A 24,992-nucleotide genomic window follows, 5' to 3' on the forward strand; every position below is an offset into this window, starting at 1 on the left:
ATGCCCTCGATTGAGAAGATGGAAAAGGCAGCGGTTGATTTGAGTCGGCAAGCAGAAGTTTATTTAGCCGAAGGAAAGTTGAATGAGGCAGTTGCTGCTTGCGAGTCAGCGTTGAAAATTGAACCGAATTTGGCGGCAGCTTGCCAGACGCTGGGAAAGGTGATGCAGCTTCGAGGTGAAATCGAGCAAGCTAAGCAGTGGTATGAAAGGGCGATCGATCGCAATCCAAATTTGCCGGAAGTTTACGCTAATCTCGGCATTTTGTATTCTCAGGGGAAACAATGGGAAAAGGCGATCGCCAATTGTGAAAAAGCAATTTCGCTAGCCCCGAATTTTGCTGCGGTTTATCGGCAGTTGGCGAAAATTTGGACGCAGTTGGAGAAGCGAGAAGAGGCGGCAGACTGTTGGTATCAAGCTTTTAATATCGAGCCGAATTGGGCAACTGCTGAGGAACAAGTCACTCTGGGAAATAGTTTGGTTGAATTGGGAAAGTTCGATCGCGCTATGGAGTGTTATTCGCGGGCAATTGGGTTAAACCCGCAACTGGCAACAGCTTATCACAATTTGGGGGAAATGCTGGTTGGTCAGAAGCGGTGGGATGAGGCGATCGCCAATTACCGACAAGCGATTGCCATCAATCCAGATTCTTTTGAATCTTACCACAGTTTGGGTAAAACTTGGGCGGAGCGAGGAGAATTAGATCGGGCGATCGCCTGTTACAACAAAAGCCTCGAACTAAATCCCAAATACGCTCGTGCTTACGTGGGTTTAGGTAATGTTTTTGCGCAAAAACAGGAGTTTGATGCAGCCATTAAATGTTACCGCCAGACTCTGGAAATTAATGATAATTCCTACTGGGCATACAATTGCTTAGGGGACGCTTTGGCTCAAAAACAACTGTGGCCCGAAGCTATTAGTTGCTACCGCAAAGCTATTGAAATAAATCCAAATATTCCTTGGTTTTATGTCAATTTGGGAATTGCCTGCACCTGCGAAAAATTCTGGGATGAAGCTGTTAGCGCTTACCTGCACGCGGTTCAGATTGAGCCTAGTTTGACGGGAATTAATCAGAGATTGGGATATGTTTTGCGGAAGCGGAGCGAATCGGGTTTAGACAGCACAATCGCAACTTATTGTCAAGGTATCGAGGTACTCGCAAGCGGGAAAATTTACCACAAATTGCTGGGAATTGAGTTAGATGGAGCGGAGTTTTATATAAATTTAGGCAATAGTTTAGCAAAACAGAAGCAGTTGGAAGGTGCGATCGTATTTTATAGCATGGCCCTGCAAATTGAACCCAATGCTGCAGAAGTTGTCGCCCAACTCCATGATGTTCGCGCCAAACAACAGGAGTTATACGCACAAATTGCCGCTTACCGCCACCAAATAGAAATCGAGCCGACAAATTCTAAGCCTTACAACGATTTAGGAAATATTTTACCGCAATTAGGGGAATTAGAAGAAGCAATTATTTGCCACCAAAAAGCGAGCGAATTGAGGGGTTGGGCTGAGTGTGCGTCAAAAAATTATCAATTTACCCAAGATTGGTTTACCCACAATATTCCTATTTGGAAACGGCATTTGCAAGAATTTATCGGAATTGCGGATTTTCAAGTCGTAGAAATCGGCAGTTTTCAGGGAATGTCGGCTTGCTGGCTGCTGGATAATATTTTAACTAATCCGACGGCAAAGATTACTTGTATTGATTTGTATTTTCAACAACATTTTAAGGGCAATATTGTTAAAACTGGAGCGGCAGATCGGGTAATTGAATTAGAAGGTTACTCTCAAGAGTTGTTAATTAATTTGGCTTCAGAATATTACGATGTTGCTTACATAGACGGCTGTCACAAACCTACCAGTGCTCTGCAAGATGCGATTTTATCTTGGAGGTTGGTGAAAGTTGGGGGATTGATGATTTTTGATGATTACGAGTTTACGTTTCCCGACAGCCCGGAGCAAGATACAAAAATTGGCATAGATGTTTTTTTGGAGATGTTTGGAAGTCAGTTAGAAGTAGTACACAAAGGCTATCAACTCATCGTCAAAAAAATTGGCAATCAAAGTTTGGGCGAAGAGCAAACTCTGTTGTCTCTGGGTTGGGAAAAGTTGGGGGATATTGCGGCGAATTCCGGTTATTTGGATGAGGCGAACTCCCGCTATCAAACAGCTATTAAAATTAAGTCGGGCAACTACTTAACTTACCACAAGTTAGGTAAAAATCTGCAAAAGAAAGAACTATTTGACGAAGCTAGGGCAGCTTACCAACAGGCGATCGCACTAAACCCTAATTTTAGTTGGGCTTACCACTTTTTGGGGGAAACTTTGCAGGCGATTGAGCAACACCAGGAAGCCGCTGCTGCTTACCGCAAAGCTATTGAGTTAAATCCAGATTTTTGTTGGACTTACAACAATTTAGGCGATGTGCTGATGGAGCTTTCTGAGTGCGAGGAAGCTGCTGTTGCTTACCGCAAGTTAGTTGAACTTAATCCCGATTTCTGTTGGTCCTACGAAAGATTAGGTAGGGCTTTGGTTGCACTGGAAAATTGGGAAGAAGCGACGGAGGCTTACCGCAAAGCTATTGAATTAAACCCCAATGATTGTTGGCTGTACAATAGTTTGGGGGAACTTCTGGAATTACAAGAAAATTGGTCCGAAGCAGCCGGGGCTTTTGATCGTGCTATTGAGCTAGAACCTGAACATAGTTGGCTGTACAAAAAGTGGGGTGATGCACTGCGGAATCAAGGGGAATTAGAAAGGGCGATCGCCATTTATGAAAAAGGCATCAATCTAGACCCAAAATCCTGTTGGTGTTACGAAGGATTGGGTTTGAGTTTCATTGCCAAACAGCAGTGGGAACCTGCAATCACTAATTTAGTTCAAGCCCTGCAAATTAAACCGGATTTGTTTGATGCTTACGATAATATAGGTTATGCTCTCGAACAACAAGGAGAAGGCGATGAGAGCGATCGGGCAAAATGCAGTAATCAAAATTTACCCTTAAGTATTCTCAAAAAATACTGTGGGTTTACAGAAGATTTGACCGTTGCAGCAGAATCCAATGCTAACCTCACCTGCATTGACATCCATCCTGCGAGTCAAATCAATTTATCTGATTCCAAAACAATCGATAGCAGCCACAGATTCTGGGAACATCAAAGTCATTCCAGAAAAGCTTTTGTTGCCGTATTGCCAAACGGAAGAGCTTGGGCAGATGTTGTGACTAGCGCCGTGATTACTTCAGACAATAAACTTGTTGCTGATATTTCAATGGGTTGTGCGGAATTGGTAATCACTTCCGACAAATTGCCTCCCGCTGAACACGTCGATGGAAATGTGGCTTTTTTATCGGCTCGCTGGGGTGGAGCTGCTTATTTTCATTGGATGTTTGATGTGATTACGCGATTTGACCTTTTGCAGCGGAGCGGATTGATAGAAACTATAGATAAGTTTGTTGTCAATGCCAGCGATTCTTCCTATCAAGCAGAAACTTTAAATAGTTTAGGAATTCCTCAAGATAAACTTTTAGAAAGTCGCTGCAATTTACATATTACCGCCGATAAATTAATAGTTCCGTCAATATCTTATGACGGATCTGGTGCGGTTTCTAAATGGAAGTGTGAATATCTCAAAAAGACATTTTTAAAGGAAGAACAGCCACTAAACACAGACTATTCAGAGCGAATTTATATCAGTCGTCAACAAGCATCCTATCGGCGAATCGTTAACGATGAAGAGGTAATTAAATACTTAGAAAAATTTGGGTTTCGCAGTGTCAAGTTGGAAACGATGTCGATTGCGGAACAAGCAGCGTGTTTGGGTGCTGCTAAAATAGTTGTCGCACCTCATGGAGGGGGGCTGACAAATCTAGTTTTTTGCAGTCCGGGAACTAAAGTAATTGAAATTTTTTCTCCTCTTTACGTTCCGCATTGTTATTGGATGATTAGCAATTTGTGCAGTTTGGAACATTACTATTTAATTGGTGATTTGGTTGATGATGAGACTCCGACAAAACCTTTACATAAGAATATGCGGTTGGATTTGAACTCGCTCGAAAAATTACTGACAATTGCAGGAGTTTTGCATGGATAATGACTACCACGATTTGGGTAATTCCCTGCAAGAAAGCGGTCGGTTTGATGAGGCTGTTGCTGCGTACAAAAAAGCTATTGAATTAAATCCAAATTTTTCTTGGTCTTATCACAATTTGGGCGATGTTTTGCTGAAAACTGAAAAATGGGAGGAAGCTGTAGCTGCTTACAAAGAAGCTGTTGAGTTAAATCCCGATTTTTCCTGGTCTTATCACAATTTGGGCGATGCTTTGCTGAAACTTCAGCAATGGGAAGAGGCTGCTGCTGCTTACCGCTGCGAGATTGCACTCAACTGGGATTTTGCTTGGTCTTTTTGCAATTTAGGCGACGCTTTAACTCAACTAAAACAGTGGGATGAATCTATCGCTACGTATTTAAAAGCTATTCAAATTGATGGAGATTTGCCGGGAATTTACGAGAAGTTGGGATACGCTCTCAGACAAACTGAGTCTGATTTAAACTTAGTGTTAGAACAATCTCAATTGCAAATTACACCGGAAAATTGGGATTTTTATTTGCAGTTAGGAAAGAATTTAGCCAAGTACGATCGCCCAAAAAGCGCAATAATTATTTACAATTGGCTATTGACAAATATGCCGCGTCATGAATGCAACTCAGCGAAATTAGAGGATTTGTTGCAGCAGCAAGAAAAGTGCGTAAGCGTTGCCCTCGAAGAGGATCGCGCATTAGCCTCATCTCGCGCAACTGTCGCCCAAAAACCAGATGATTGCTGGTCTTACTACAATTTAGGTGCTGTTCTGAGCAACCAAAAATATTGTGAGGAAGCGGCGGCGGCATTTTTCCAAGCAATAGAAATAAATCCCGATATTCCTTGGTGGTTTTATTACAATTTGTGGGAAGTTTTTGTTAGGCAAAACAAGCTGGATGAAGTTGAGAACTTGTACCGCGAAGTTGTTGCAGCTAAACCGGAGGCTTTTTGGCCTTATCTGAATTTGGGAGAAGCTTTGACGAGGCAAGGTAAAATTGCCGAGGCGATTGATTTTTATCGAACTGTCAGTTTTAAACAAAGTTTTGCATCTATTATAAGTTATAGAACAGGCAAGATGCCTGTTTTACAAGCAGATACAGGCAAGATGCCAGTTCTACAAAATTGGAACTTAAAACCCGTCGAATTTCCTAACTTTATAATTATTGGTTCTCAGCGGTGCGGCACAACTTCTCTTTATACTTATTTAGCCCAACACCCGCAAATTTTGACTCCGATTAAAAAGGAGATGGATTTTTTCTCGTGGCACTTTGACAGAGGGATTGATTGGTATTTGGCTCATTTTCCGCCAATGCCTCGGGGAGAGCAATTTGTAACTGGTGAAGCAAGCCCAAGCTATTTTGACTCTCGCGAAGCACCGGAACGGCTCTACAGCCTGTTTCCAGAGGCTAAACTGATTGTACTGTTGCGAAATCCGGTCGATCGGGCGATTTCTCAATTTTACCGCTTGACTGACTTAAACTGGGAAGCGCGATCGCTCGATCGGGTAATTAGCGATGAAATTGAACGGTTGAATCAAAATCCCGCATACATCATCGGCGAGGAACCGGGGAATTATTTAGCTCGCGGTAGGTACATAGAATTTATTAAAAACTGGCTGGCTTTCTTTCCTAGAGAACAGTTGTTAATTTTGAAAAGTGAAGATTTTTATGCAGGTGCGGCGATAACAGTCAAGCAAGTTTTAGAATTCTTAGATTTGCCGGAATATCAATTGTCTGAGTACCAAAATGCTAATCCCGGTTCTTATCAGCGGGTAAATGAATCGGTTCGCGATAGGTTGAGCGATTATTTCCGACCTTACAATCAGCAGCTAGAGGAGTATTTAGGTCGAAAACTTGATTGGTAATTAGGCATTGGGCATTGGGCATTGGGCATTGGGCATTGTTAGCTGTTGACTGTTGACTGTTGACTGTTGACTGGAAAGCTCACCACAGTCAACCGTCAACTGACAACCGTCAACTGACAACCGTCAACTGACTACAAAAGACCCGCCTCCCCTTGACAAGTCATACTCGTTATGAGTACGCTATAATAAGCAAAGGAATTGAACCCAAGTACCCAAAAATTTAAAATCATGCTGACGAACCAAGAAGGTCAAAGAGTACCCAAAGTCACCTTTCGCACTCGCAAAGACAACGAGTGGGTGGATGTCACCACCGATGATATATTTGCAGGCAAAACCGTAGTCGTCTTCTCGCTGCCTGGGGCTTTTACTCCCACTTGTTCGTCAACGCACCTCCCTGGTTACAACGAATTGGCCAAAGTTTTCAAAGAAAACGGCGTAGATGAAATCGTTTGCATTTCCGTCAACGACACCTTTGTGATGAACGAGTGGGCAAAAGACCAAGAATCAGACAATGTGACATTAATTCCCGACGGTAACGGCGAGTTTACTCAAGGCATGGGAATGCTGGTAGACAAAACAGATTTAGGCTTTGGGAAGCGGTCTTGGCGTTATTCGATGCTGGTAAAAGATGGCGTGGTTGAAAAAATGTTTATTGAGCCAGAGGAACCGGGCGACCCTTTCAAAGTGTCCGATGCCGAGACGATGCTCAACTACATTAACTCCGCAGCAGCGAAGCCGAAGGTAGTTTCGCTGTTTACAAAAATGGGCTGTCCCTTCTGCGCTAAGGCTAAGGCAATGCTGAGTCAAAAGGGCTTTGATTATGAAGAAATCGTCTTGGGTCGGGATATCACAACCCGATCGCTCCGGGCTGTAACTGGCGCTACAACTGTGCCACAAGTATTTATCGACGGCAAGTTGATCGGTGGTTCCGAAGCCCTAGAGTCTTATTTGGCAGTTGCTTAGTTAAACCAAAATACTTAGCCTGTAGGTACACAGTGCACACCTTACTCGTTGTACGGTGCGTACTGTGCGGCTTTGCTGTATTTGGGGGTATTTAGCCTAATCAAGCTTCGGTGTCAAAAGTTCGATCGGTCTATTGATCCATTCTCGTGCCACAATTACTGGGGAAGTAATATTAAAAACGCAAGAAATGGGAGTGACCGATCGTGGATTTGAGTTTAGTATCGTCAAATATCTTAAATCCCCCAATATTAGCTTTTTTCATGGGAATGCTGGCAATTTTTCTCAAATCTGATTTAGAAATTCCAGCGCCCATCCCCAAACTGTTTTCGCTGTATCTGCTGTTTGCGATCGGATTTAAAGGCGGCGTCGAACTCTCCAAAAGCGGAATTGACCAGCAAATCGCCCTGACAATTTTAGCAGCGATGCTGATGTCAATGCTAGTACCAATTTATACTTTTTTCTTACTGAGAATCAAGCTCGACTCTTACAATGCCGCAGCGATCGCAGCCACCTACGGTTCCATCAGCGCCGTCACATTTATTACCGCAACCTCCTTCCTCACAGCACAGGGGATCGACTTTGACGGTTACATGGTAGCCGCGCTAGCATTAATGGAATCCCCAGCAATTATAGTTGGTCTCATTCTAGTCAGTGTATTTGGCGGGGAAGAAGGAAAACGCGAAATAGTTTGGCCAGAAGTGTTGCAAGAAGCATTCCTAAACAGTTCAGTTTTTCTGCTGATTGGCAGCCTAATTATGGGCGTACTGACAGGAGAACATGGTTGGGAAGTTATGAGTCCGTTTACTCAAGACTTGTTTTACGGTGTTTTGACTTTTTTCTTGCTAGACATGGGGCTGGTTGCCGCTAGCAGAATTAAAGATTTGCAAGAAGCAGGAATTTTTCTAATCGGCTTTGCAATCTTAATTCCGATACTCAACGCAGTAATTGCTTTGCTAATAGCCAAATTAATCGGAATGCCGCAGGGAGACACTTTGCTGTTTGCCGTGTTGTGCGCGAGTGCTTCTTATATAGCAGTACCAGCAGCCATGCGCCTAACTGTTCCCGAAGCGAATCCAAGTCTTTACATTTCAACTGCCTTAGCAGTGACATTTCCATTTAATATCATTGTAGGCATTCCCCTGTATCTATACGGAATAAATATGTTTTGGAGGTGAGATGATGGAGTCAGTCAAAAGAGTAGAAATCATAGCCCACTCAGTCGAACTCGGCAAGATTTTAGACGGTTTAGACAAAGCGGGCGTACCCGGTTATTCGGTGATCCGTGATGTCGCTGGAAAAAGCACTAGGGATCACGTTTCCCGTGATTCATCAATGACGGCGCTGGATAACATTTATGTGCTTGCTTTTTGTTCACCAGCTCAAGTTTCAGCAGTTGCAGAAAACATTAGACCAGTGCTCAATAAATTTGGTGGGTCGTGTTTTATTTCCGATGCGGTGGAATTGCTAATTACTAGATGCGTGGGGTAGTCATTAGTCATTAGTCATTAGTCATTGGTGATTATACCAATTCGGAAAAGTAGAGCTACACATAGATTCTACGCCATATGTTTAGGGACACGGCAATGCCGTGTCCTTGCGCGTATCTGGCACTTTAATCCTAGGCTTAGGGTTCCGATAGCCACCATCGGTGAGAATGCTCATCCGTTTTAGATTTTCCCTAAGTTTTTTCTTATTACTTTAGCCTGATTTAAAAAAGGCGATTTGGAAAATATTTTCTGTCTATTATAGCACTTTTACAAGTTGACAAAAATTAGCCATTAGCCATTAGTCAGCGGTCATTTCAGGATTAATTGCTCTTCCCAGCCAGGGCAGAATTCAGAATTCTTAAGAGATAGAAAAGAATCAGTTGCAAAAATCCGTTAGCGTGGTAAATTCTAAGCCACAACAGGCGATCCTCTTCGTTGGCGTAGCCCCCGTAGGGGCGGGCTTCGCTAACGCCCGATCGACTAAGGATATTTTCAATAGGAGTTTAAACATGGCTGCATTAAAAGTCGGCATCAACGGATTTGGTCGCATCGGACGGCTAGTCATGCGTGCCGGCATCAAAAACCCCAACATCGAATTTGTCGGCATTAACGACTTAGTTTCGCCCGACAACCTGGCTTATCTTTTCAAATACGACTCTACCCACGGCATTTACGACGGCGAAGTTGAAAGCAAACCAGACGGGATTGTCGTTGACGGAAATTTTATACCCTGCACAGCGATTAGAAATCCGGCAGAATTGCCTTGGGATAAAACGAGTGCAGACTATGTTGTAGAATCTACCGGATTGTTTACAGATTTTGAAGGCGCATCTAAACACTTGACGGCGGGAGCAAAACGAGTAATACTTTCAGCACCGACAAAAGACCCGGAAAAAGTTCCAACTTTTCTAGTCGGCGTCAACCACCACAAATTTGACCCGACAAAAGATACGGTTGTTTCTAATGCTAGCTGTACGACGAATTGTTTAGCACCAATTGCCAAAGTTATCAACGATAACTTCGGTTTGGAAGAAGGTTTAATGACTACAGTTCACGCGATGACAGCTACTCAACCAACTGTAGACGGGCCCAGCCAAAAAGATTGGCGGGGAGGACGCGGTGCGGCTCAAAATATTATTCCATCTTCCACCGGTGCAGCAAAAGCTGTTACTTTGGTGTTGCCAGAATTGAAAGGAAAATTGACTGGAATGGCTTTGCGGGTGCCAACTCCCGACGTGTCTGTAGTTGACCTTACTTTCAAAACGGCGAAGGAAACTAGCTATAAAGAAATTTGTGAAGCAATGAAAAAAGCTTCGGAGGGCGAACTCAAAGGCATTCTGGGATATACTGAGGATGCGGTAGTTTCGACAGATTTTCAGGGCGATGCGCGATCGAGCATTTTCGATGCAGGTGCGGGAATTGAACTGAATTCTAAGTTTTTCAAAGTTGTTTCTTGGTACGACAACGAGTGGGGTTATTCTAGTCGCGTGATTGACTTAATGCTGTCTATGGCCGAGAAAGACGGAATTTTGAATAATTAATTTTTTTGGGGTGGCATTTTGGGCGGGCTCGCGTGTCCACCCCACAAACACATTCCTATGATTTTTTGTGGAACGGGCAAGATGCCCGTTCCTGATAATGTTATCTAATGTGAGTTAAACTTTTTTTATTTCCGATTCGATCGCGCTCATGTCTGAATTACCACCGCTGAATAACGAAACTATTTGGGCTATTCTCAACGAAGAAATCGACGATGCTGCTGTCAACCGATTAGTTTGGCAGTATCTGGGCTACCGCTGGGATGCGGAGACTGGTAAGTGGAACAGTGCTGATGTTGCTACCGAGTGGCGCGAAGAGTACCCGGAACCGCCGGATTTTATTGATTCTAGGCCGGCAACCGTGAAATTGACTCGATCGACTCCTCCAGAAAACAAGCAGTTGCTGAAGGAAAAATTGGGGTTTAAGGGCTATAAAATTGGGGAATTCGGGCCCAGACAGACTCGCAGGGCGACGATGGCTAATTGGTTGATGGGTTTTATGGAAGCTGAGGCGTAGATCAAACTATCTTTTTTGTTTAAAAGTGCGTCTGTTGGTAGGTGTAAAAATCGAGGGGTTGAATTTTTCGGCTGTAATCTAACTGCTGTAAGGGTTTGATGCCTCAAGCGGGAACTAAAGGCAGACGCAATTGCTGAAACCTTTATCTAATAAGAGTTTCAAGCGACAGGTCAAAGTTGGGTATTGACAGGCCGAGGCTGAAATGGTATTTTTAGTTGGTGCAGACGCAAACGAACCTTGAAAACTAAATACAGCAACGGTTTCAAATGCCAGCGGCCGGAAAACCCATAAAACCCTATCAGGGATTGAAACTTTGGTGCTGCTCTTGCTTACAGAGAAGCGCAAGAGCCGGAAAACCCATAAAACCCTATCAGGGATTGAAACGCTGACAAAGAAAAAGCGACATAAATCGGACTAATAAAGCCGGAAAACCCATAAAACCCTATCAGGGATTGAAACAGTGATTGGGCTAAGGTGGGCCCTTGAAGCGGTAAGGAATGCCGGAAAACCCATAAAACCCTATCAGGGATTGAAACTAACGCTCAAAGCGGAGCTTCCGACTCCGCTTTGGCCGGAAAACCCATAAAACCCTATCAGGGATTGAAACAAGCTTGGCTATCAAGTCGGGGTTAAATCTGATTAGCCGGAAAACCCATAAAACCCTATCAGGGATTGAAACTGGCAACATCGACTCAATATCTACATCCGCGCTTGCTGCGGCAATTGCGCCGGAAAACCCATAAAACCCTATCAGGGATTGAAACGGATTGTTGTCGGCAAATTGGCGATCGCCATTTGCTCGCCGGAAAACCCATAAAACCCTATCAGGGATTGAAACATTTTTTCCTTTTTTTAGTACGGTTGCGCGAAAAAGTGGCGCCGGAAAACCCATAAAACCCTATCAGGGATTGAAACAAAAATTGCGACTAAGAGAGCAGATCCATTAGGAAAGGGGCCGGAAAACCCATAAAACCCTATCAGGGATTGAAACTGATAGCCAAAAACTGCGATCGCTTGCGCTAGTGAAGGCCGGAAAACCCATAAAACCCTATCAGGGATTGAAACTGAGGAAAATTTCTACAATGAGCATTTCAGATGGGCCGGAAAACCCATAAAACCCTATCAGGGATTGAAACCTGTTGCTTTTATTGAAAAACACTGCGCTACTCTGGCGCCGGAAAACCCATAAAACCCTATCAGGGATTGAAACACCTGAAATTGCATTGGTTAGAGCAAGCGCAAAATCAGGCCGGAAAACCCATAAAACCCTATCAGGGATTGAAACTGAAATTGTCGATCGAGTACCGGCGGGCGGGCGGAGCCGGAAAACCCATAAAACCCTATCAGGGATTGAAACTTCCTCATTTGGAAGTTGCCAAGGCGCTACCGAGCCGGAAAACCCATAAAACCCTATCAGGGATTGAAACGGACTTCAACATCATTCGACGCTGGAATGGGTATTGCCGGAAAACCCATAAAACCCTATCAGGGATTGAAACGCGGTGGAATGCAAGGTTAACTACGTGGTCGGCTACGACTGTAACCGCGCCGGAAAACCCATAAAACCCTATCAGGGATTGAAACTCGATCGGGTAAAGCCGAAGGGCCTTATACCGCACTGCGCCGGAAAACCCATAAAACCCTATCAGGGATTGAAACAAGTCGTCTATATCTTTTAGATGGGTTACTAAAGCCGGAAAACCCATAAAACCCTATCAGGGATTGAAACGTGATTGTGAGCGATCGCTTTTTGAACCTCAGGCCGGAAAACCCATAAAACCCTATCAGGGATTGAAACGTGTTCATCCTTCATATCACTTCGTATTCCGGCAAGGGCCGGAAAACCCATAAAACCCTATCAGGGATTGAAACTTGGTTGAATTATTGGTAGCTTCGATCAAACTGAAGGCAGGCCGGAAAACCCATAAAACCCTATCAGGGATTGAAACTCTTGATTGAAAAAATAGGGGGATGGGACGAGAGCCGGAAAACCCATAAAACCCTATCAGGGATTGAAACTTTAAAAAATCCTCGTTTGGTAAAGTAGGGCTTGGCGTGGCTGGCCGGAAAACCCATAAAACCCTATCAGGGATTGAAACTTTAAAAAATGCACATTTTCACTTACAGACATTGCCGGAAAACCCATAAAACCCTATCAGGGATTGAAACTTCGTTTCTTGCCAGCCACAGCAAGCTGAGGTGGTAAGCCGGAAAACCCATAAAACCCTATCAGGGATTGAAACAACCCGGAGTGAATGAAAGTGCGGGTAAATAGGGTGGCCGGAAAACCCATAAAACCCTATCAGGGATTGAAACTCGCACGTCGCACTTTACTTTACCTATTTCGACAGGCCGGAAAACCCATAAAACCCTATCAGGGATTGAAACTCTTTGGCAGGCAGAGGAAGTCGTCGAAGGGATAAATGCCGGAAAACCCATAAAACCCTATCAGGGATTGAAACAGCCAACTTCTTTACATAATAATTGCGGGTAGCAACAGGCCGGAAAACCCATAAAACCCTATCAGGGATTGAAACTTTTCTCCCTTTTTGTAGAGGTCTATACGAACGAGCCGGAAAACCCATAAAACCCTATCAGGGATTGAAACGCGCCACTACAGCAAACTTAGGGTTTGTTGCTTCATCGCCGGAAAACCCATAAAACCCTATCAGGGATTGAAACGAAGCAGTTTCAGGCTGAACATAGGGGGGAAAGGGTGAGCGTGCCGGAAAACCCATAAAACCCTATCAGGGATTGAAACCGCGGTGGCAACACCGATTCACCCATCGCACAGGGCCGGAAAACCCATAAAACCCTATCAGGGATTGAAACTGGGAATTTGATGTAGCGGCGCAATCTCTCGGCGCCGGAAAACCCATAAAACCCTATCAGGGATTGAAACCACTTATGTACAGAAGAAAAATTTGCAGTTTGTGCCGGAAAACCCATAAAACCCTATCAGGGATTGAAACTTTACTTGGATTTTTGATTGCTACTGCGCCTGGCCGGAAAACCCATAAAACCCTATCAGGGATTGAAACGCACTGGTGTGTAAATTTGAGGAGGCTTTGGCGTGCCGGAAAACCCATAAAACCCTATCAGGGATTGAAACAATCCCTAACGGTTTACTTGTCGGGTTAATAATTAGCCGGAAAACCCATAAAACCCTATCAGGGATTGAAACATCCATGAAAGGTTTTTCCCTATAATCGGCCGAGCCGGAAAACCCATAAAACCCTATCAGGGATTGAAACGCTAAAATTTCAGGAGCCAAACCCGAACAATTCAAGCCGGAAAACCCATAAAACCCTATCAGGGATTGAAACTCGGCTGAAGAAGGTGCACCTCCTTCAGTTGCTAGGGCCGGAAAACCCATAAAACCCTATCAGGGATTGAAACACTGATTTCCTGAAATCTTCAAAGCTCGGAGGTGAGCCGGAAAACCCATAAAACCCTATCAGGGATTGAAACTTTTCCAAAGAGCTTGAGTGAAAGAAATAGGAGTCGCGCCGGAAAACCCATAAAACCCTATCAGGGATTGAAACGAAGATATTCTCAAATCTCTCGAAGAAATTCGTGACGCCGGAAAACCCATAAAACCCTATCAGGGATTGAAACACGTTCGGATGACAGAGTAAATCTAAATCTCGAACCCGCCGGAAAACCCATAAAACCCTATCAGGGATTGAAACCTTTTTGCTGGCAGGGCTGCAAGATTGCCTCGGGCCGGAAAACCCATAAAACCCTATCAGGGATTGAAACGTGTACGTACTGTTCCAAAGTGATCTTGCGCGAAGCCGGAAAACCCATAAAACCCTATCAGGGATTGAAACGTTTTTTTGCCATATTTTTGCTCTCGCCTATCGGCCGGAAAACCCATAAAACCCTATCAGGGATTGAAACGGTTTTGGAGTATTGCGACGCTTTTGTCGATCGCGCCGGAAAACCCATAAAACCCTATCAGGGATTGAAACAGAGAACTAACTACGAGTTCGTTGGCAGGGCTGGCCGGAAAACCCATAAAACCCTATCAGGGATTGAAACCAAGTTTCGTCTTTGTAGTTCAGCGCGAACGGTGCCGGAAAACCCATAAAACCCTATCAGGGATTGAAACGATCAAAACAGGCGGCACGCCCCGCCAACTGTAAGAGCCGGAAAACCCATAAAACCCTATCAGGGATTGAAACCGGTGGCCGACAGCAGGGCCGCTGCGTGGGACAGGGCCGGAAAACCCATAAAACCCTATCAGGGATTGAAACATCAGGATGAAACATAGGACGCTCAGCCACCATGCCGGAAAACCCATAAAACCCTATCAGGGATTGAAACTCTTTAACCTTTGAGGATTAACAATGGCTGCTCTGCCGGAAAACCCATAAAACCCTATCAGGGATTGAAACGGAAACTTCCGATGCTGGTTCGGCGGGACTAAAAGCCGGAAAACCCATAAAACCCTATCAGGGATTGAAACGATTTTTCTTTAACAGAACCCAAAATACACACACAGCCGGAAAACCCATAAAACCCTATCAGGGATTGAAACATCATTCGTTTTGCCTCGGATTGGTTCTGATTAAGCCGGAAAACCCATAAAACCCTATCAGGGATTGAAACCGGGGTAAGCGTCCTTACTTTAAAGGTTGGGTCGATCGGCCGGAAAACCCATAAAACCCTATCAGGGATTGAAACAAACAATATAAAGCTGTTTCTAGTTGATTTGGTCTTTTAGCCGGAAAACCCATAAAACCCTATCAGGGATTGAAACCCAAAAGAGCTATATAAACGGTTTAAGGCAATATGGCCGGAAAACCCATAAAACCCTATCAGGGATTGAAACAAAGTATTTTAAATTAACGCCTGTTGTGAACCGCCGGAAAACCCATAAAACCCTATCAGGGATTGAAACTGCTACCTTTCCTGCTGCTTTTAGTTCGTGCAGTCGCCGGAAAACCCATAAAACCCTATCAGGGATTGAAACTTGAGCTTTGAGAAAGCGCCAGTATTCTCCCTTGAGCCGGAAAACCCATAAAACCCTATCAGGGATTGAAACGAACTCGATACTACTGAGTCTGTGGTTAGTAACTGCCGGAAAACCCATAAAACCCTATCAGGGATTGAAACTAAGAGGTAGACATTGCAGTGAGGCTTCCACCAGCCGGAAAACCCATAAAACCCTATCAGGGATTGAAACTTCCGCGCAAGCCGCACAACGTTTGTTAAGGGATATGAGCCGGAAAACCCATAAAACCCTATCAGGGATTGAAACAGCTCTTGCCAGACAGAATATGAGTAAAGTAGCTAGCCGGAAAACCCATAAAACCCTATCAGGGATTGAAACGCTAGCTTTTTAAGCGCATCGGCTTCCCCTTTGCCGGAAAACCCATAAAACCCTATCAGGGATTGAAACAATTTGAAATTTCATCAATTGCCTCATCCAGTCAGCAATGCCGGAAAACCCATAAAACCCTATCAGGGATTGAAACCCGTATTTTCAAGCTCAAGAATTGCTCAGAAATCCTAGCCGGAAAACCCATAAAACCCTATCAGGGATTGAAACCAAAAAGAAAACTGTAGCAATATTACCCAAAAAGCCGGAAAACCCATAAAACCCTATCAGGGATTGAAACGCTGGGGCGGCCAGAAAAACACCTCCACTACACTGCGCCGGAAAACCCATAAAACCCTATCAGGGATTGAAACGCACAAGGTACGACGCAAACAAGCCCAATTCAGGCCGGAAAACCCATAAAACCCTATCAGGGATTGAAACTCCCAATAGCCTCCTGCTGGTATCGACGGCGGATCTAGCCGGAAAACCCATAAAACCCTATCAGGGATTGAAACAATTCCAAGCGGTGGCGACGCTGCAAAATCAATTGGCCGGAAAACCCATAAAACCCTATCAGGGATTGAAACACCAATTTACGAAAATCGCCCGCAAACGTGTAAAAGCCGGAAAACCCATAAAACCCTATCAGGGATTGAAACAAGCTTGTCAGCTTTAGCGATCGCGATAACCGCTGCTGCGCCGGAAAACCCATAAAACCCTATCAGGGATTGAAACTTAGATGAAGCTTCAATTAGATTCAGTACCGCACCCGCGAGCCGGAAAACCCATAAAACCCTATCAGGGATTGAAACTTCAGGAGGGAAGTTAGGGTTTGGCTCGGCAGCGCCGGAAAACCCATAAAACCCTATCAGGGATTGAAACATATCAGTATATCAGTATGTTGCTACATTTCTTTGCCGGAAAACCCATATTTCCCTATCTAGGGCTTGAAAGCTCGATCGAACTCCTCATCTCTTTCTCTGGGTCAAGAGCGTACTCTGCGGTTAATTAACAAAAATTAAGGCTTTTGAAAGTCAAAACACACTAAAACCCGCCAATTCCAATCTCCTCACCCCCAACCCTGACATCGGGCTGTTCCGTAAAGTATCCTAGAGTCGGCACAAAACAACTGTGAGAAAAGCTTTATGAAAACAACCACCATATCTCGCTTAACCAGCATTTCCCTCGCTACCCTAATGCTAGCAGGCGTTTCAGTCAATGCGATCGCCACACCAGCCAGCACCCAACCCGCAACCCAACTCGCCCAAGCAACTGCCAAAAAGCGCCTCGTAGTCATGGACTTCGACTACGGCCCCACCAACAGCTATTACACTTCCTACAGGGGAGTCGGCGCAGCCAAAGGCATCAGCGAACTGTTAATCAACGAACTCGTCAACAACGGCACTTATACAGTAGTCGATCGCAGCAAACTCGAACAAGTGCTCAAACAGCAAAATCGCAGCGGCGCGATGGATGCCGGTACAGCAGCCGAAATTGGCAAACAATTAGGAGTTGACGCCGTGCTCATCGGCACCATTACCAAGTTTAATATCGACAAACAATCCGGCGGCGGCAGTTTCATGGGAATCGGCGCCGGTTCACAAAAAACCAAAGCTACCGTTCAAATAGATGTGCGGTTAATCGGTACAGCTTCGGGAGATATTCTTGCCACTGCCAAAGCAGTAGGAGAGGCAGATCAAAGCGATTCTAATATTTCTGTCAGAGGGATCAGCAGCAATTCTGGCAGCAGCAATGAAGACTCACTTTTGAGCGCGGCAGTTGACAAAGCCGTATCCCAAATGGTGACTAAACTGGCAGAAGTATCTAACAAATTAGGTTAGAAATTTTGAAACCTTGTTAGATTTGAGATTGGAAATTATTAAATTTCCAATCTCAAATCTAAAATTATGTCAGCTACTTGACCAGCGATGGTATCCGTTAATCTTAGTTTTGTTTAGAAATTTGCATTTTTCTTTCTACTAAGTTTCAGCAAAGTTGCTCAAAATACTCAAGCATTAACAGTTTAATTAGCATTGGGATTTGAGTCAGAATCAACGCATTTCCCCTTTTGAGTTGGGTTTAAGGCTAGGTTAGAGACTACTTTAGAAACAGCAGCTTGTTCTTGAATCCATCCGATTTCCCCCGGTTGCAGCTTGGCGCTTTCTAATTCAACTGTTGGCTTAACTGTCGGGGAAGGCGAGGGAGTTGCCACAGCGGGAGATGGATTCGGTGCGGGTTTTGAAACTGTAGAAAAATCTTTATTTGACTCAGGTTTTGGAGAGTTCGATCGCACTATTTCAGGAATCGAACAAACTTTCAATTCCAGCCAATTGCCTTGAGGCGTAAGCTGTTTGTTTGTCACCTGCAAAACGCTGCCGGCTGGGACTGTTCCTTTGACAGTCAACTCACCGATTGCGCCTCGCAAATCCAAGCGATCGCCCTCTTTTTCCACTTCCCCAGCCCCAGAACTTTTAATCTCTATAAACGAGCCTGTTTCTAAAGATTGAACCGGAGAAGGTACAGATTCAACAGTTTTCTCCGGCGTTCTTCCAGCATTAATTAAACCGCGTTTCCCGAAAATCGACTCCCCGGCAGTATCGATCGCGCGACCCACCGGAGGAATGAAAAAATAAGCAAATACACCCCCCAAGCCTAATAAAAATAAAATTTTCAGCAGCAGCGAAAATGGGCTTTTGCTTTTTTCCCGCTGTAAAAACTGCGTTTTTCCTTCAGAATTCCCATCGCCAAGGCTTGTGGGCCCATTCAAATCCGTTGGCATATCCTCGCTGTCGGAAATTAGTTCTATCGGCGTATCTAAAGGTGCGACAGACAGTTCTGTCAAAGTATTGCCGTCTTCCCTCAAATGTGCTTGACAGTGAATTAAAGCAACAGTGACGTTATCGTGACCGTTTCTAGTATTAGCAATCTCAATCAGTCGATCGCGCGCCTTACCCAAATTAATGCTACCGTCGAGAATTGGCAAAATCTCCGCTTCCCAACATTCCTCAACCCGGTCTTTATCACTCAAACCGTCGGAACACAGCAGCAAAACGCAGTCTTCATCCACTGGAAAACGCTGCACAGTCGGGTGCAAAGTGTTGGACGAAGTAATCCCCAAAGCTTGAATCAGAGCTCCGGCGGCCACTTGTTCCAAAGCATCGCGGTAGAGAGAGTAGCCCAAACGCACCTCGCGGCAAGCCACATTATCATCGAGAGTAACTTGATAGCAGCCGGTGCGGGTAATCCAGTAAGCCCGACTGTCTCCGACGTGGGCGACGTAGAGCTCGTGAATGTGGGCTAAACCCATAACTAGCGTAGTTCCCATCCGCTGGCGGCCTTGGCGGTGTTCGCTGTCGTTGCGACTGGCTATCTTGTCGTTAGCAGCACAAGCTGCCCGTTCCAGCTTGGAAGTCAGGCTCAACGGGTCCCAATTAGCCTGATGCAAGGGCATTTGCTGCAACTTGTCGCGCAGCACACCAATTGCTTCTTCCGAAGCGACTTCGCCGCCGTCTTGTCCACCGATACCGTCGCAGACGATCGCGCAAGCTTCCGCACCTGGGCTTCCGGCGAACAGCGTACCGCTGGGCGGATAGCAAGCATCTTCGTTGTGAGCCCGGGATCTACCTACATCTGTGCCCGTGGCAATTTCAACGTGACGATCGTAATATCGGCCGCACTTTGCCAAAGCTTTATCCAACTGGCCCATCAATTGTTCGCCGTGGCGCACTTGACCGGCAACCATTTGCTGGCAAAGTTGCCTCAAAAAATTGGCAATAGCCGGGTGAGCATCTTCGAGCCACTGCTGCCACAATTTGCCCAACTGCGACAAATGAGGCGGTTTGCGATCGGGCTGCAATTCCAGAAACCGCACCAATTGCCCTTCCACCCGCAGCAGTTCGGGAGTCAGCAGGGTCGAAGCCACGCCTTGAGCGATACACGGCTGCCACAACTGGGCAATTTGCCACAGCCAATTGAGCTGGCGCATCGCTGCTGATCCTTTCCAGGAGTCCGCCAATTCCGGCATCAAAGATTCCGTCACCTTCAAAATCGGCCCGTTTTCCAGTAGCCAGATATCTCCCGAGAGCTTGCTCATCTTGGACGATACCAGGCCGTATACTTGAGGTACGTGCAACTGATAGGCAAACAGTCTCAGATAAGGAGTGACAACACTCGGAATCTCATCGGGCAGTTCCGGCAAGTGTTCGGGTTGAGTATCGACAAGAAGTCGATCGCGCTTGACCAAGTAGCGACCAGCGATCAGATCGCCTGGCTTACACCCTTTGATCCCTTCACCTAAAGCCCATAAGTAGTGTTTTGCCACAGAGTTTTGCATAAGGGTTCCTGACGCCTTTGGGCAAGCGTGCTGATCTGAACTATTTTAGCGATTGAACCTCGACGGGTTGATACGTGGCGATTATTTGACACTCCCGCTTTCTCAACAGACGCAGATTCTTAAGACTTCGCAGTCCTAATATCCTGATTTTTCAGGTTCCCGGAATCACCACGTTTCCACTGTTGTGTGCGTAGTGATATCTGCTACACAAAACTTGGCTAAACTTATTTAAGTCCCACCATTCAATCGGGATTGCTCCTGAAGGGTCTGCTTCCTGCTTCACCCAAGGGAGTCGGCTCCTTCTTGTCCACAGGCGTTAATTCGGGTGTAGCCCACCCTAATCGAATTAATTTTAGTTGAAGATTTTAGCCGTGAGTCATCCAATATTTTCAACCTATTTAACGAAACGCGGACTCCCGTTCGACCTTGTGACAGGCTGGTCAGTTTTGACTTGCACGCTCGGTTTACTCTCCCAGATAATTAAGCCTTGGTTTTTGGCATCGCTCTAATTCTACCACCCACAAAGGTTAACCAGTCAAGTTAAGTATGACTAACTTTAGTAAATTTTTTGGCTGTTTAGTCCAACTCCTGACAATATTTTAGGCGTGACTTTCCCCCAGTCTAGGGGTAGGTTTTAATGTCTTGTACTGACACGAATAGTTTACCATTTCGTTGACGGCCGGATGAATCTTGCTAGGAGCTTTCAGAGTTAGACGATCGGGCGAGGCCCAAGTCCTAGGCTTGAAATCACGCTGTTTTCAGCATATTCCTGATGGTGGCCATTTCCGAAGAAATCGCAGCACTCAAGGGAATTGAAATTTTAGAATAACTATAATGGTATGATGCAGCTAGGTAGAAATCACCTGACCCGACAGGTATAAATAAATATCAATTCTCGGTTTTCTCGCCCAGGGTGTTAATTGCCTCGTACCCGAGTTTCGCAAGTAAAGTTAAATTTAACCTGACCCAAAGACGGATAAAAGCCCCAGATTCATCTGTGGAATCCATCCAAAGTATAAAATCTACAATCTCACATCTCACATCTACCGACCGGTGAGAGCCCGCGACACGAGTCGTGGAGAGCAAAAAAAATTAGATATTAGTTCCAGCTCCCAGATTCATCTGTGGAATCAATCTAAAATCTAAAATCTAAAATCTAAAATCTAAAATCGACTGACGGATGCCAGCCCGCGACACGAGTCGTGGAGAGCAAAAAAAATTAGATATTAGTTCCAGCCCCCAGATTCATCTGTGGAGTCAATCTAAAATCTCAAATCTCAAATCTAAAATCGACTGACCGGCCTCTGCAAGCTGTTGAGTATTTAACCATGCCCCCACATGAACCCAGCGCCTTTTCCAAGAATTTGCCCGATCCGAAGCTACTGCCTGCAGTTGAAATAGACGAAATACTCACCAGCATTCAACATTCTCACAGTTTTTATTACAAAGTGATGAATCTTGAGGTTTGGGCGCTGGTGGAAACCTTGGATGGGCTGTTTCCCGGCGCTTGGGGTCAGTTTATGACCAACCGCCAATTAGCAGTTAAACAGTTTTTGGAACGCGATCGCGTTCCAATTTCTCCGGTTGATGCTGGGGATGCGCGGGAGAAGTCCGAGGGCAGTGGGAAGAAGGAAGAAGCCGGGAGTCAGGAGTCAGGAGTCACAAACAAGCAGGAAGAAGAATAAAAGCAGCTTTTTTCAATTCTCCCCATCTCCACCTTTCCTCGGTATCCAAGTCTAAATTCCCCTCAATCCCGAAAGCGAGAGACGAAACAGAACCCTCTTTTCCCGCCGTACTCCCCTGATTAAGAGGAGTAGGAGGGATCGAAACTCAGCTACAAGCGACCTTTATTATGGGTTTCAATCTTAAGTTGACATAAATACCGATCGCCCGTTAGCGAAGCCCTCGAAGAGGATCGCCCTTACAGGTGAATTTTGGCATCAACTTGAGGCAATCCCATGCTGTAGTTGACAGCGCGGCTGTTGAGATTGTAGCTGATTTGGCCTTTTTGTAAGAGCGATCGTACCAAGTGTTCCAACTCCGAACCGATACGGCGGAGGTTGTACTCGGTCAAGTCTTCGCCCTCGTATGCGTCTACGAGTTGGTCGAATTTGGCATACACCTGTTTGATTGACTCGTCGTTCCAGTTAAGTTCGTTATCTGGGTCAATGTCGAGGGTCAAAAGGTCATTGCTGGGTACGAGTTCGTTATCTTCGAGGATGGCGGTGTATATGCGAATATGGCGGGTTGTTGACTTGAGCTGCATGAGTTCTTATGTGTAAAGATTTTTTGCTGAGTTTATTGTAATGGCTCAGAGATGCGCGGGGAGGGCGGGCGATCGTCAATTTCTCGGAATCCCGAAATATTTTAGTTGTTGGGCCGTCCAATTTTTGTAATATTCAGTTTTCTCTAAAGCATCGGAAGCTGGCTTCAGCTTAGAATTTACTTGAACGGTGAAGCCCGGATACGGCATCCTCCTAGTATGAAGTCCGTCAATATTAAAATCTTCTTGGGGATGAGCGTGAAAAGCCAGCAAGCCCAAGTCGGAAATCTGACGATTCAGTTTGTCTATCAATTCTTTAGTTTCGGGCGCTGTAATTGCAGTTTTTTCGGGATTAATTACTACCATAATTTCAAATTCCGAATTGTAAAATTCATGAATCGATTTCATGATGTCAGAATCGCGATCGAACTCAGTCAGCGCTGAAAACCGCTCGATTTTGAATAAAATTTGATTGGCCAAGCGTGCTTTTTTAGTGAAGGGACAAATGGGTAAATCGCTGAAAACTGGATGCGGTAATTCGACAAACTCCGTCATCCATCTGAGGGTAGATTCTATAATTTCTTTGTCCGATTCATTCATGGAAAATCTATATATTTGATCTTTAATACTAATCATAATCTATTTCTAGGGTGATGCACACCCCACCATTGGTATCAATTTAAGACTGAAACCCATAATAAATGTCACTTATATCAAAGTCTTGATCCCCCTAAAGCCCCCTTAAGAAGGGGGACTTTGAGTGCTTCCGGTTCCCCCTTTTTTAAGGGGGGCTAGGGGGGATCTCCGGGTCAAGAAAACACGCCCTACTCCTGCCATTTCTAAGGACTCAATTCGTTACTACAAAGATTAATCTATTTGTGAGTTTTGCCGTCTGGCATAATTGCGCCAGTTAGCTTTGCCTTTTCCATCTTTGCTCCTGTTAAGTTTGCTCCAGCCAGTTTAGCCTCCTTCAGGTTAGCTTTCTCTAGGTTTGCCATCGTCAAGTTTGCCCCCCGCAAGTCTGCTGAAGTTAGATTTGCTTCACTCAAATTGACACGGATCAAGCTAGTTCCGCAGAGATTGAACCCGCTTAAGTTTTGCCCGCTCAAGTTGACGAGATCGAGGTTTACTCCAACCAAACTTATCCCCATAAAATTAACACCTCTCAGGTCAAGACCTGTGAGGTTAGCTCTCTTCAAGTTAGCTCCAACAAAACTTACACCTGTGAGGTTAGCAACCTTCAAGTTAACGTTCATCAAGTCTACTCCCGCAAAACTTACACCTGTCAATTTAACGCCTGTCAAATTAGTACCACTTAGGCTTGCGTTGTTTAGATTTGCTTGAGTTAAATCTGCTCCTGCCAAATTAGCACTATTTAGAATTGTCTGAGTTAGGTTAGCACTATTTAGATTGGCGGCAGTGAGGTTAGCAGCCGTAAAATTGGCCCCTGTTAAGTTTGCTCCGCTGAGATTTGCCCCAGTCAGGTTTGCTCCTGTGAAGTTTGCATCGCTTAATATGGCTTGACGGAAATTCGCTTGAATCAGTTTTGCATACTCCAATTTTGCCTTAGTTAGGTCTGCATTGATTAATTTAGCTTCAATCAGATCGGCTTGTTGCAGATTTGTTGAGCTTAAATTTGATCTTTGCAGGTTAGCTCCACATAGATTAATTTTTTTTAAAGTAGCACCAGTGAAGTTTGCTTCTGTCAAATTTGCTTGATACAAGATGACATCATCTACCAAAATTTTTCCACTCAAATCTAATCCGAATAGGTTGCAGCCAGTAAAGTCTCTTTCACCCGCGTTATATCGCTTGCAAAATTCTTCAGTGCTGATAGCTAGTTCTCGATCGTCAAGCTTAGCATTCACAGGATTAGCCGCAGACTCTCCGGCCACTTTGCTAGACACTGGGGGCATCTCTTTAACTGCCTCTTCGCGCAATAGCTTGTCAACCCGATCGCTAAACCGCCTCACAACCTCAGCATCATCAACCTTCTCACCAGCATTCGAGCTTTTCTCAACCGCATTTTCAACATAATACTTATCTACAAAACTTTGCAACCCCGCATTATATCCCTGTCCAACCGCCTGAAACCTCCATTCGCCATTCTTCTTATACAACCGTCCAAATTCTAAAGCCGTTTCTTGCGAAAATATCTGATTTAAATTGTACCGAACCAATTCGCTAAGAGTCTCTGAATTGTAAAGCCGGATAAAAGCATTTTCAACTTGACTAAAACTTTGATTTTTTTCCTGTCCGTCGTGAATAGTCACCACAAACACAATTTCTTGAATCGCCGAATTGATTTTACTCAAATCCAGATAAACCGTCTCATCATCTCCCTCAATTTGTCCATTCCTGCTGTCTCCCGAATGTCGCACCGCACCGTCCGGTGATGTCAGATTGTTGTAAAATACAAAATACTTTTCATCGGGAATGCGATCGTCCGCCGCTAACATAAAAACAGATGCGTCAATGTCGCAGTTTTGTGCTTTCTGACTGACTTGCCACCCCAGGGCGATCGCAATTTTACTGAAATTAGGAGTTTCTTTAGAAAGATTGAACCTTTCACCCTTAGTTAATTCGATACTCATATGCGATAATTCCCTTACCTCATA

Annotated in this window: 13 protein-coding genes and 1 CRISPR repeat array; of the genes, 9 read left to right on the top strand and 4 right to left on the bottom strand. The window is 44.9% G+C overall.

All coding sequences use genetic code 11. The features are described from left to right. From QUB77_RS16850 to QUB77_RS16885, 8 genes are all read left to right on the top strand, one after another. Positions 1–4,092 (top strand): tetratricopeptide repeat protein, encoded by a 4,092-nt coding sequence (locus QUB77_RS16850; RefSeq protein WP_333174920.1) that lies wholly within the window; start codon positions 1–3, stop codon positions 4,090–4,092. Beyond that, positions 4,085–5,944, top strand: coding sequence for a tetratricopeptide repeat protein (locus tag QUB77_RS16855; RefSeq protein ID WP_333174918.1), 1,860 nt, complete (start codon positions 4,085–4,087; stop codon positions 5,942–5,944). Before QUB77_RS16850 ends, QUB77_RS16855 begins: the two co-directional genes overlap by 8 nt. 228 nt (positions 5,945–6,172) lie before the next feature. After that, the gene (locus QUB77_RS16860) at positions 6,173–6,907 is read left to right on the top strand and encodes a glutathione peroxidase (RefSeq protein WP_333174916.1); all 735 of its coding nucleotides are present in this window, start codon (positions 6,173–6,175) and stop codon (positions 6,905–6,907) included. Positions 6,908–7,110: 203 nt separating this feature from the next. After that, positions 7,111–8,082, top strand: coding sequence for a sodium-dependent bicarbonate transport family permease (locus QUB77_RS16865; RefSeq protein ID WP_333174914.1), 972 nt, complete (start codon positions 7,111–7,113; stop codon positions 8,080–8,082). Between the two features lies 1 nt (position 8,083). After that, positions 8,084–8,395 (top strand): P-II family nitrogen regulator, encoded by a 312-nt coding sequence (locus QUB77_RS16870; protein WP_223300725.1) that lies wholly within the window; start codon positions 8,084–8,086, stop codon positions 8,393–8,395. A gap of 508 nt (positions 8,396–8,903) precedes the next feature. Next, positions 8,904–9,935, top strand: coding sequence for a type I glyceraldehyde-3-phosphate dehydrogenase (gene gap, locus QUB77_RS16875; RefSeq protein WP_333175084.1), 1,032 nt, complete (start codon positions 8,904–8,906; stop codon positions 9,933–9,935). Positions 9,936–10,083: 148 nt separating this feature from the next. Then, positions 10,084–10,449, top strand: coding sequence for a DUF1823 family protein (locus QUB77_RS16880; protein WP_333174912.1), 366 nt, complete (start codon positions 10,084–10,086; stop codon positions 10,447–10,449). 275 nt (positions 10,450–10,724) lie between these two features. After that, a CRISPR array of direct repeats spans positions 10,725–16,660; the repeat unit is 37 nt; unit sequence GCCGGAAAACCCATAAAACCCTATCAGGGATTGAAAC. Between the two features lie 263 nt (positions 16,661–16,923). Continuing rightward, positions 16,924–17,619 carry an LPS assembly lipoprotein LptE gene (locus QUB77_RS16885; RefSeq protein ID WP_333174910.1) on the top strand — a complete coding sequence of 232 codons (696 nt, stop codon included), beginning with the start codon at positions 16,924–16,926 and terminating at the stop codon, positions 17,617–17,619. 182 nt (positions 17,620–17,801) lie between these two features. Here the strand turns inward: QUB77_RS16885 and QUB77_RS16890 are convergent, their stop codons facing one another. Then, on the bottom strand, positions 17,802–20,111 hold the full coding sequence (locus QUB77_RS16890) for a protein phosphatase 2C domain-containing protein (protein WP_333174907.1): 2,310 nt from the start codon (positions 20,109–20,111) through the stop codon (positions 17,802–17,804). A gap of 1,328 nt (positions 20,112–21,439) precedes the next feature. Between QUB77_RS16890 and QUB77_RS16895 the strand changes: the two genes are divergently transcribed. Then, the gene (locus QUB77_RS16895) at positions 21,440–21,796 is read left to right on the top strand and encodes a hypothetical protein (RefSeq protein ID WP_333323291.1); all 357 of its coding nucleotides are present in this window, start codon (positions 21,440–21,442) and stop codon (positions 21,794–21,796) included. Positions 21,797–22,032: 236 nt separating this feature from the next. Here the strand turns inward: QUB77_RS16895 and QUB77_RS16900 are convergent, their stop codons facing one another. The 3 genes from QUB77_RS16900 to QUB77_RS16910 all read right to left on the bottom strand — a co-directional run bounded on the left by QUB77_RS16900 (position 22,033) and on the right by QUB77_RS16910 (position 24,968). Then, the gene (locus QUB77_RS16900) at positions 22,033–22,377 is read right to left on the bottom strand and encodes an NAD(P)H-quinone oxidoreductase subunit M (RefSeq protein WP_333161078.1); all 345 of its coding nucleotides are present in this window, start codon (positions 22,375–22,377) and stop codon (positions 22,033–22,035) included. A gap of 75 nt (positions 22,378–22,452) precedes the next feature. Further along, the gene (locus QUB77_RS16905; protein WP_333174903.1) at positions 22,453–22,974 is read right to left on the bottom strand and encodes a hypothetical protein; all 522 of its coding nucleotides are present in this window, start codon (positions 22,972–22,974) and stop codon (positions 22,453–22,455) included. Positions 22,975–23,246: 272 nt separating this feature from the next. Further along, positions 23,247–24,968 (bottom strand): pentapeptide repeat-containing protein, encoded by a 1,722-nt coding sequence (locus QUB77_RS16910; protein ID WP_333323293.1) that lies wholly within the window; start codon positions 24,966–24,968, stop codon positions 23,247–23,249. Positions 24,969–24,992: the final 24 nt, after the last annotated feature.

Origin of the sequence: Microcoleus sp. AT9b-C3, assembly GCF_036705485.1 — a bacterium.
Classification (GTDB): Bacteria; Cyanobacteriota; Cyanobacteriia; order Cyanobacteriales; family Microcoleaceae; genus Microcoleus.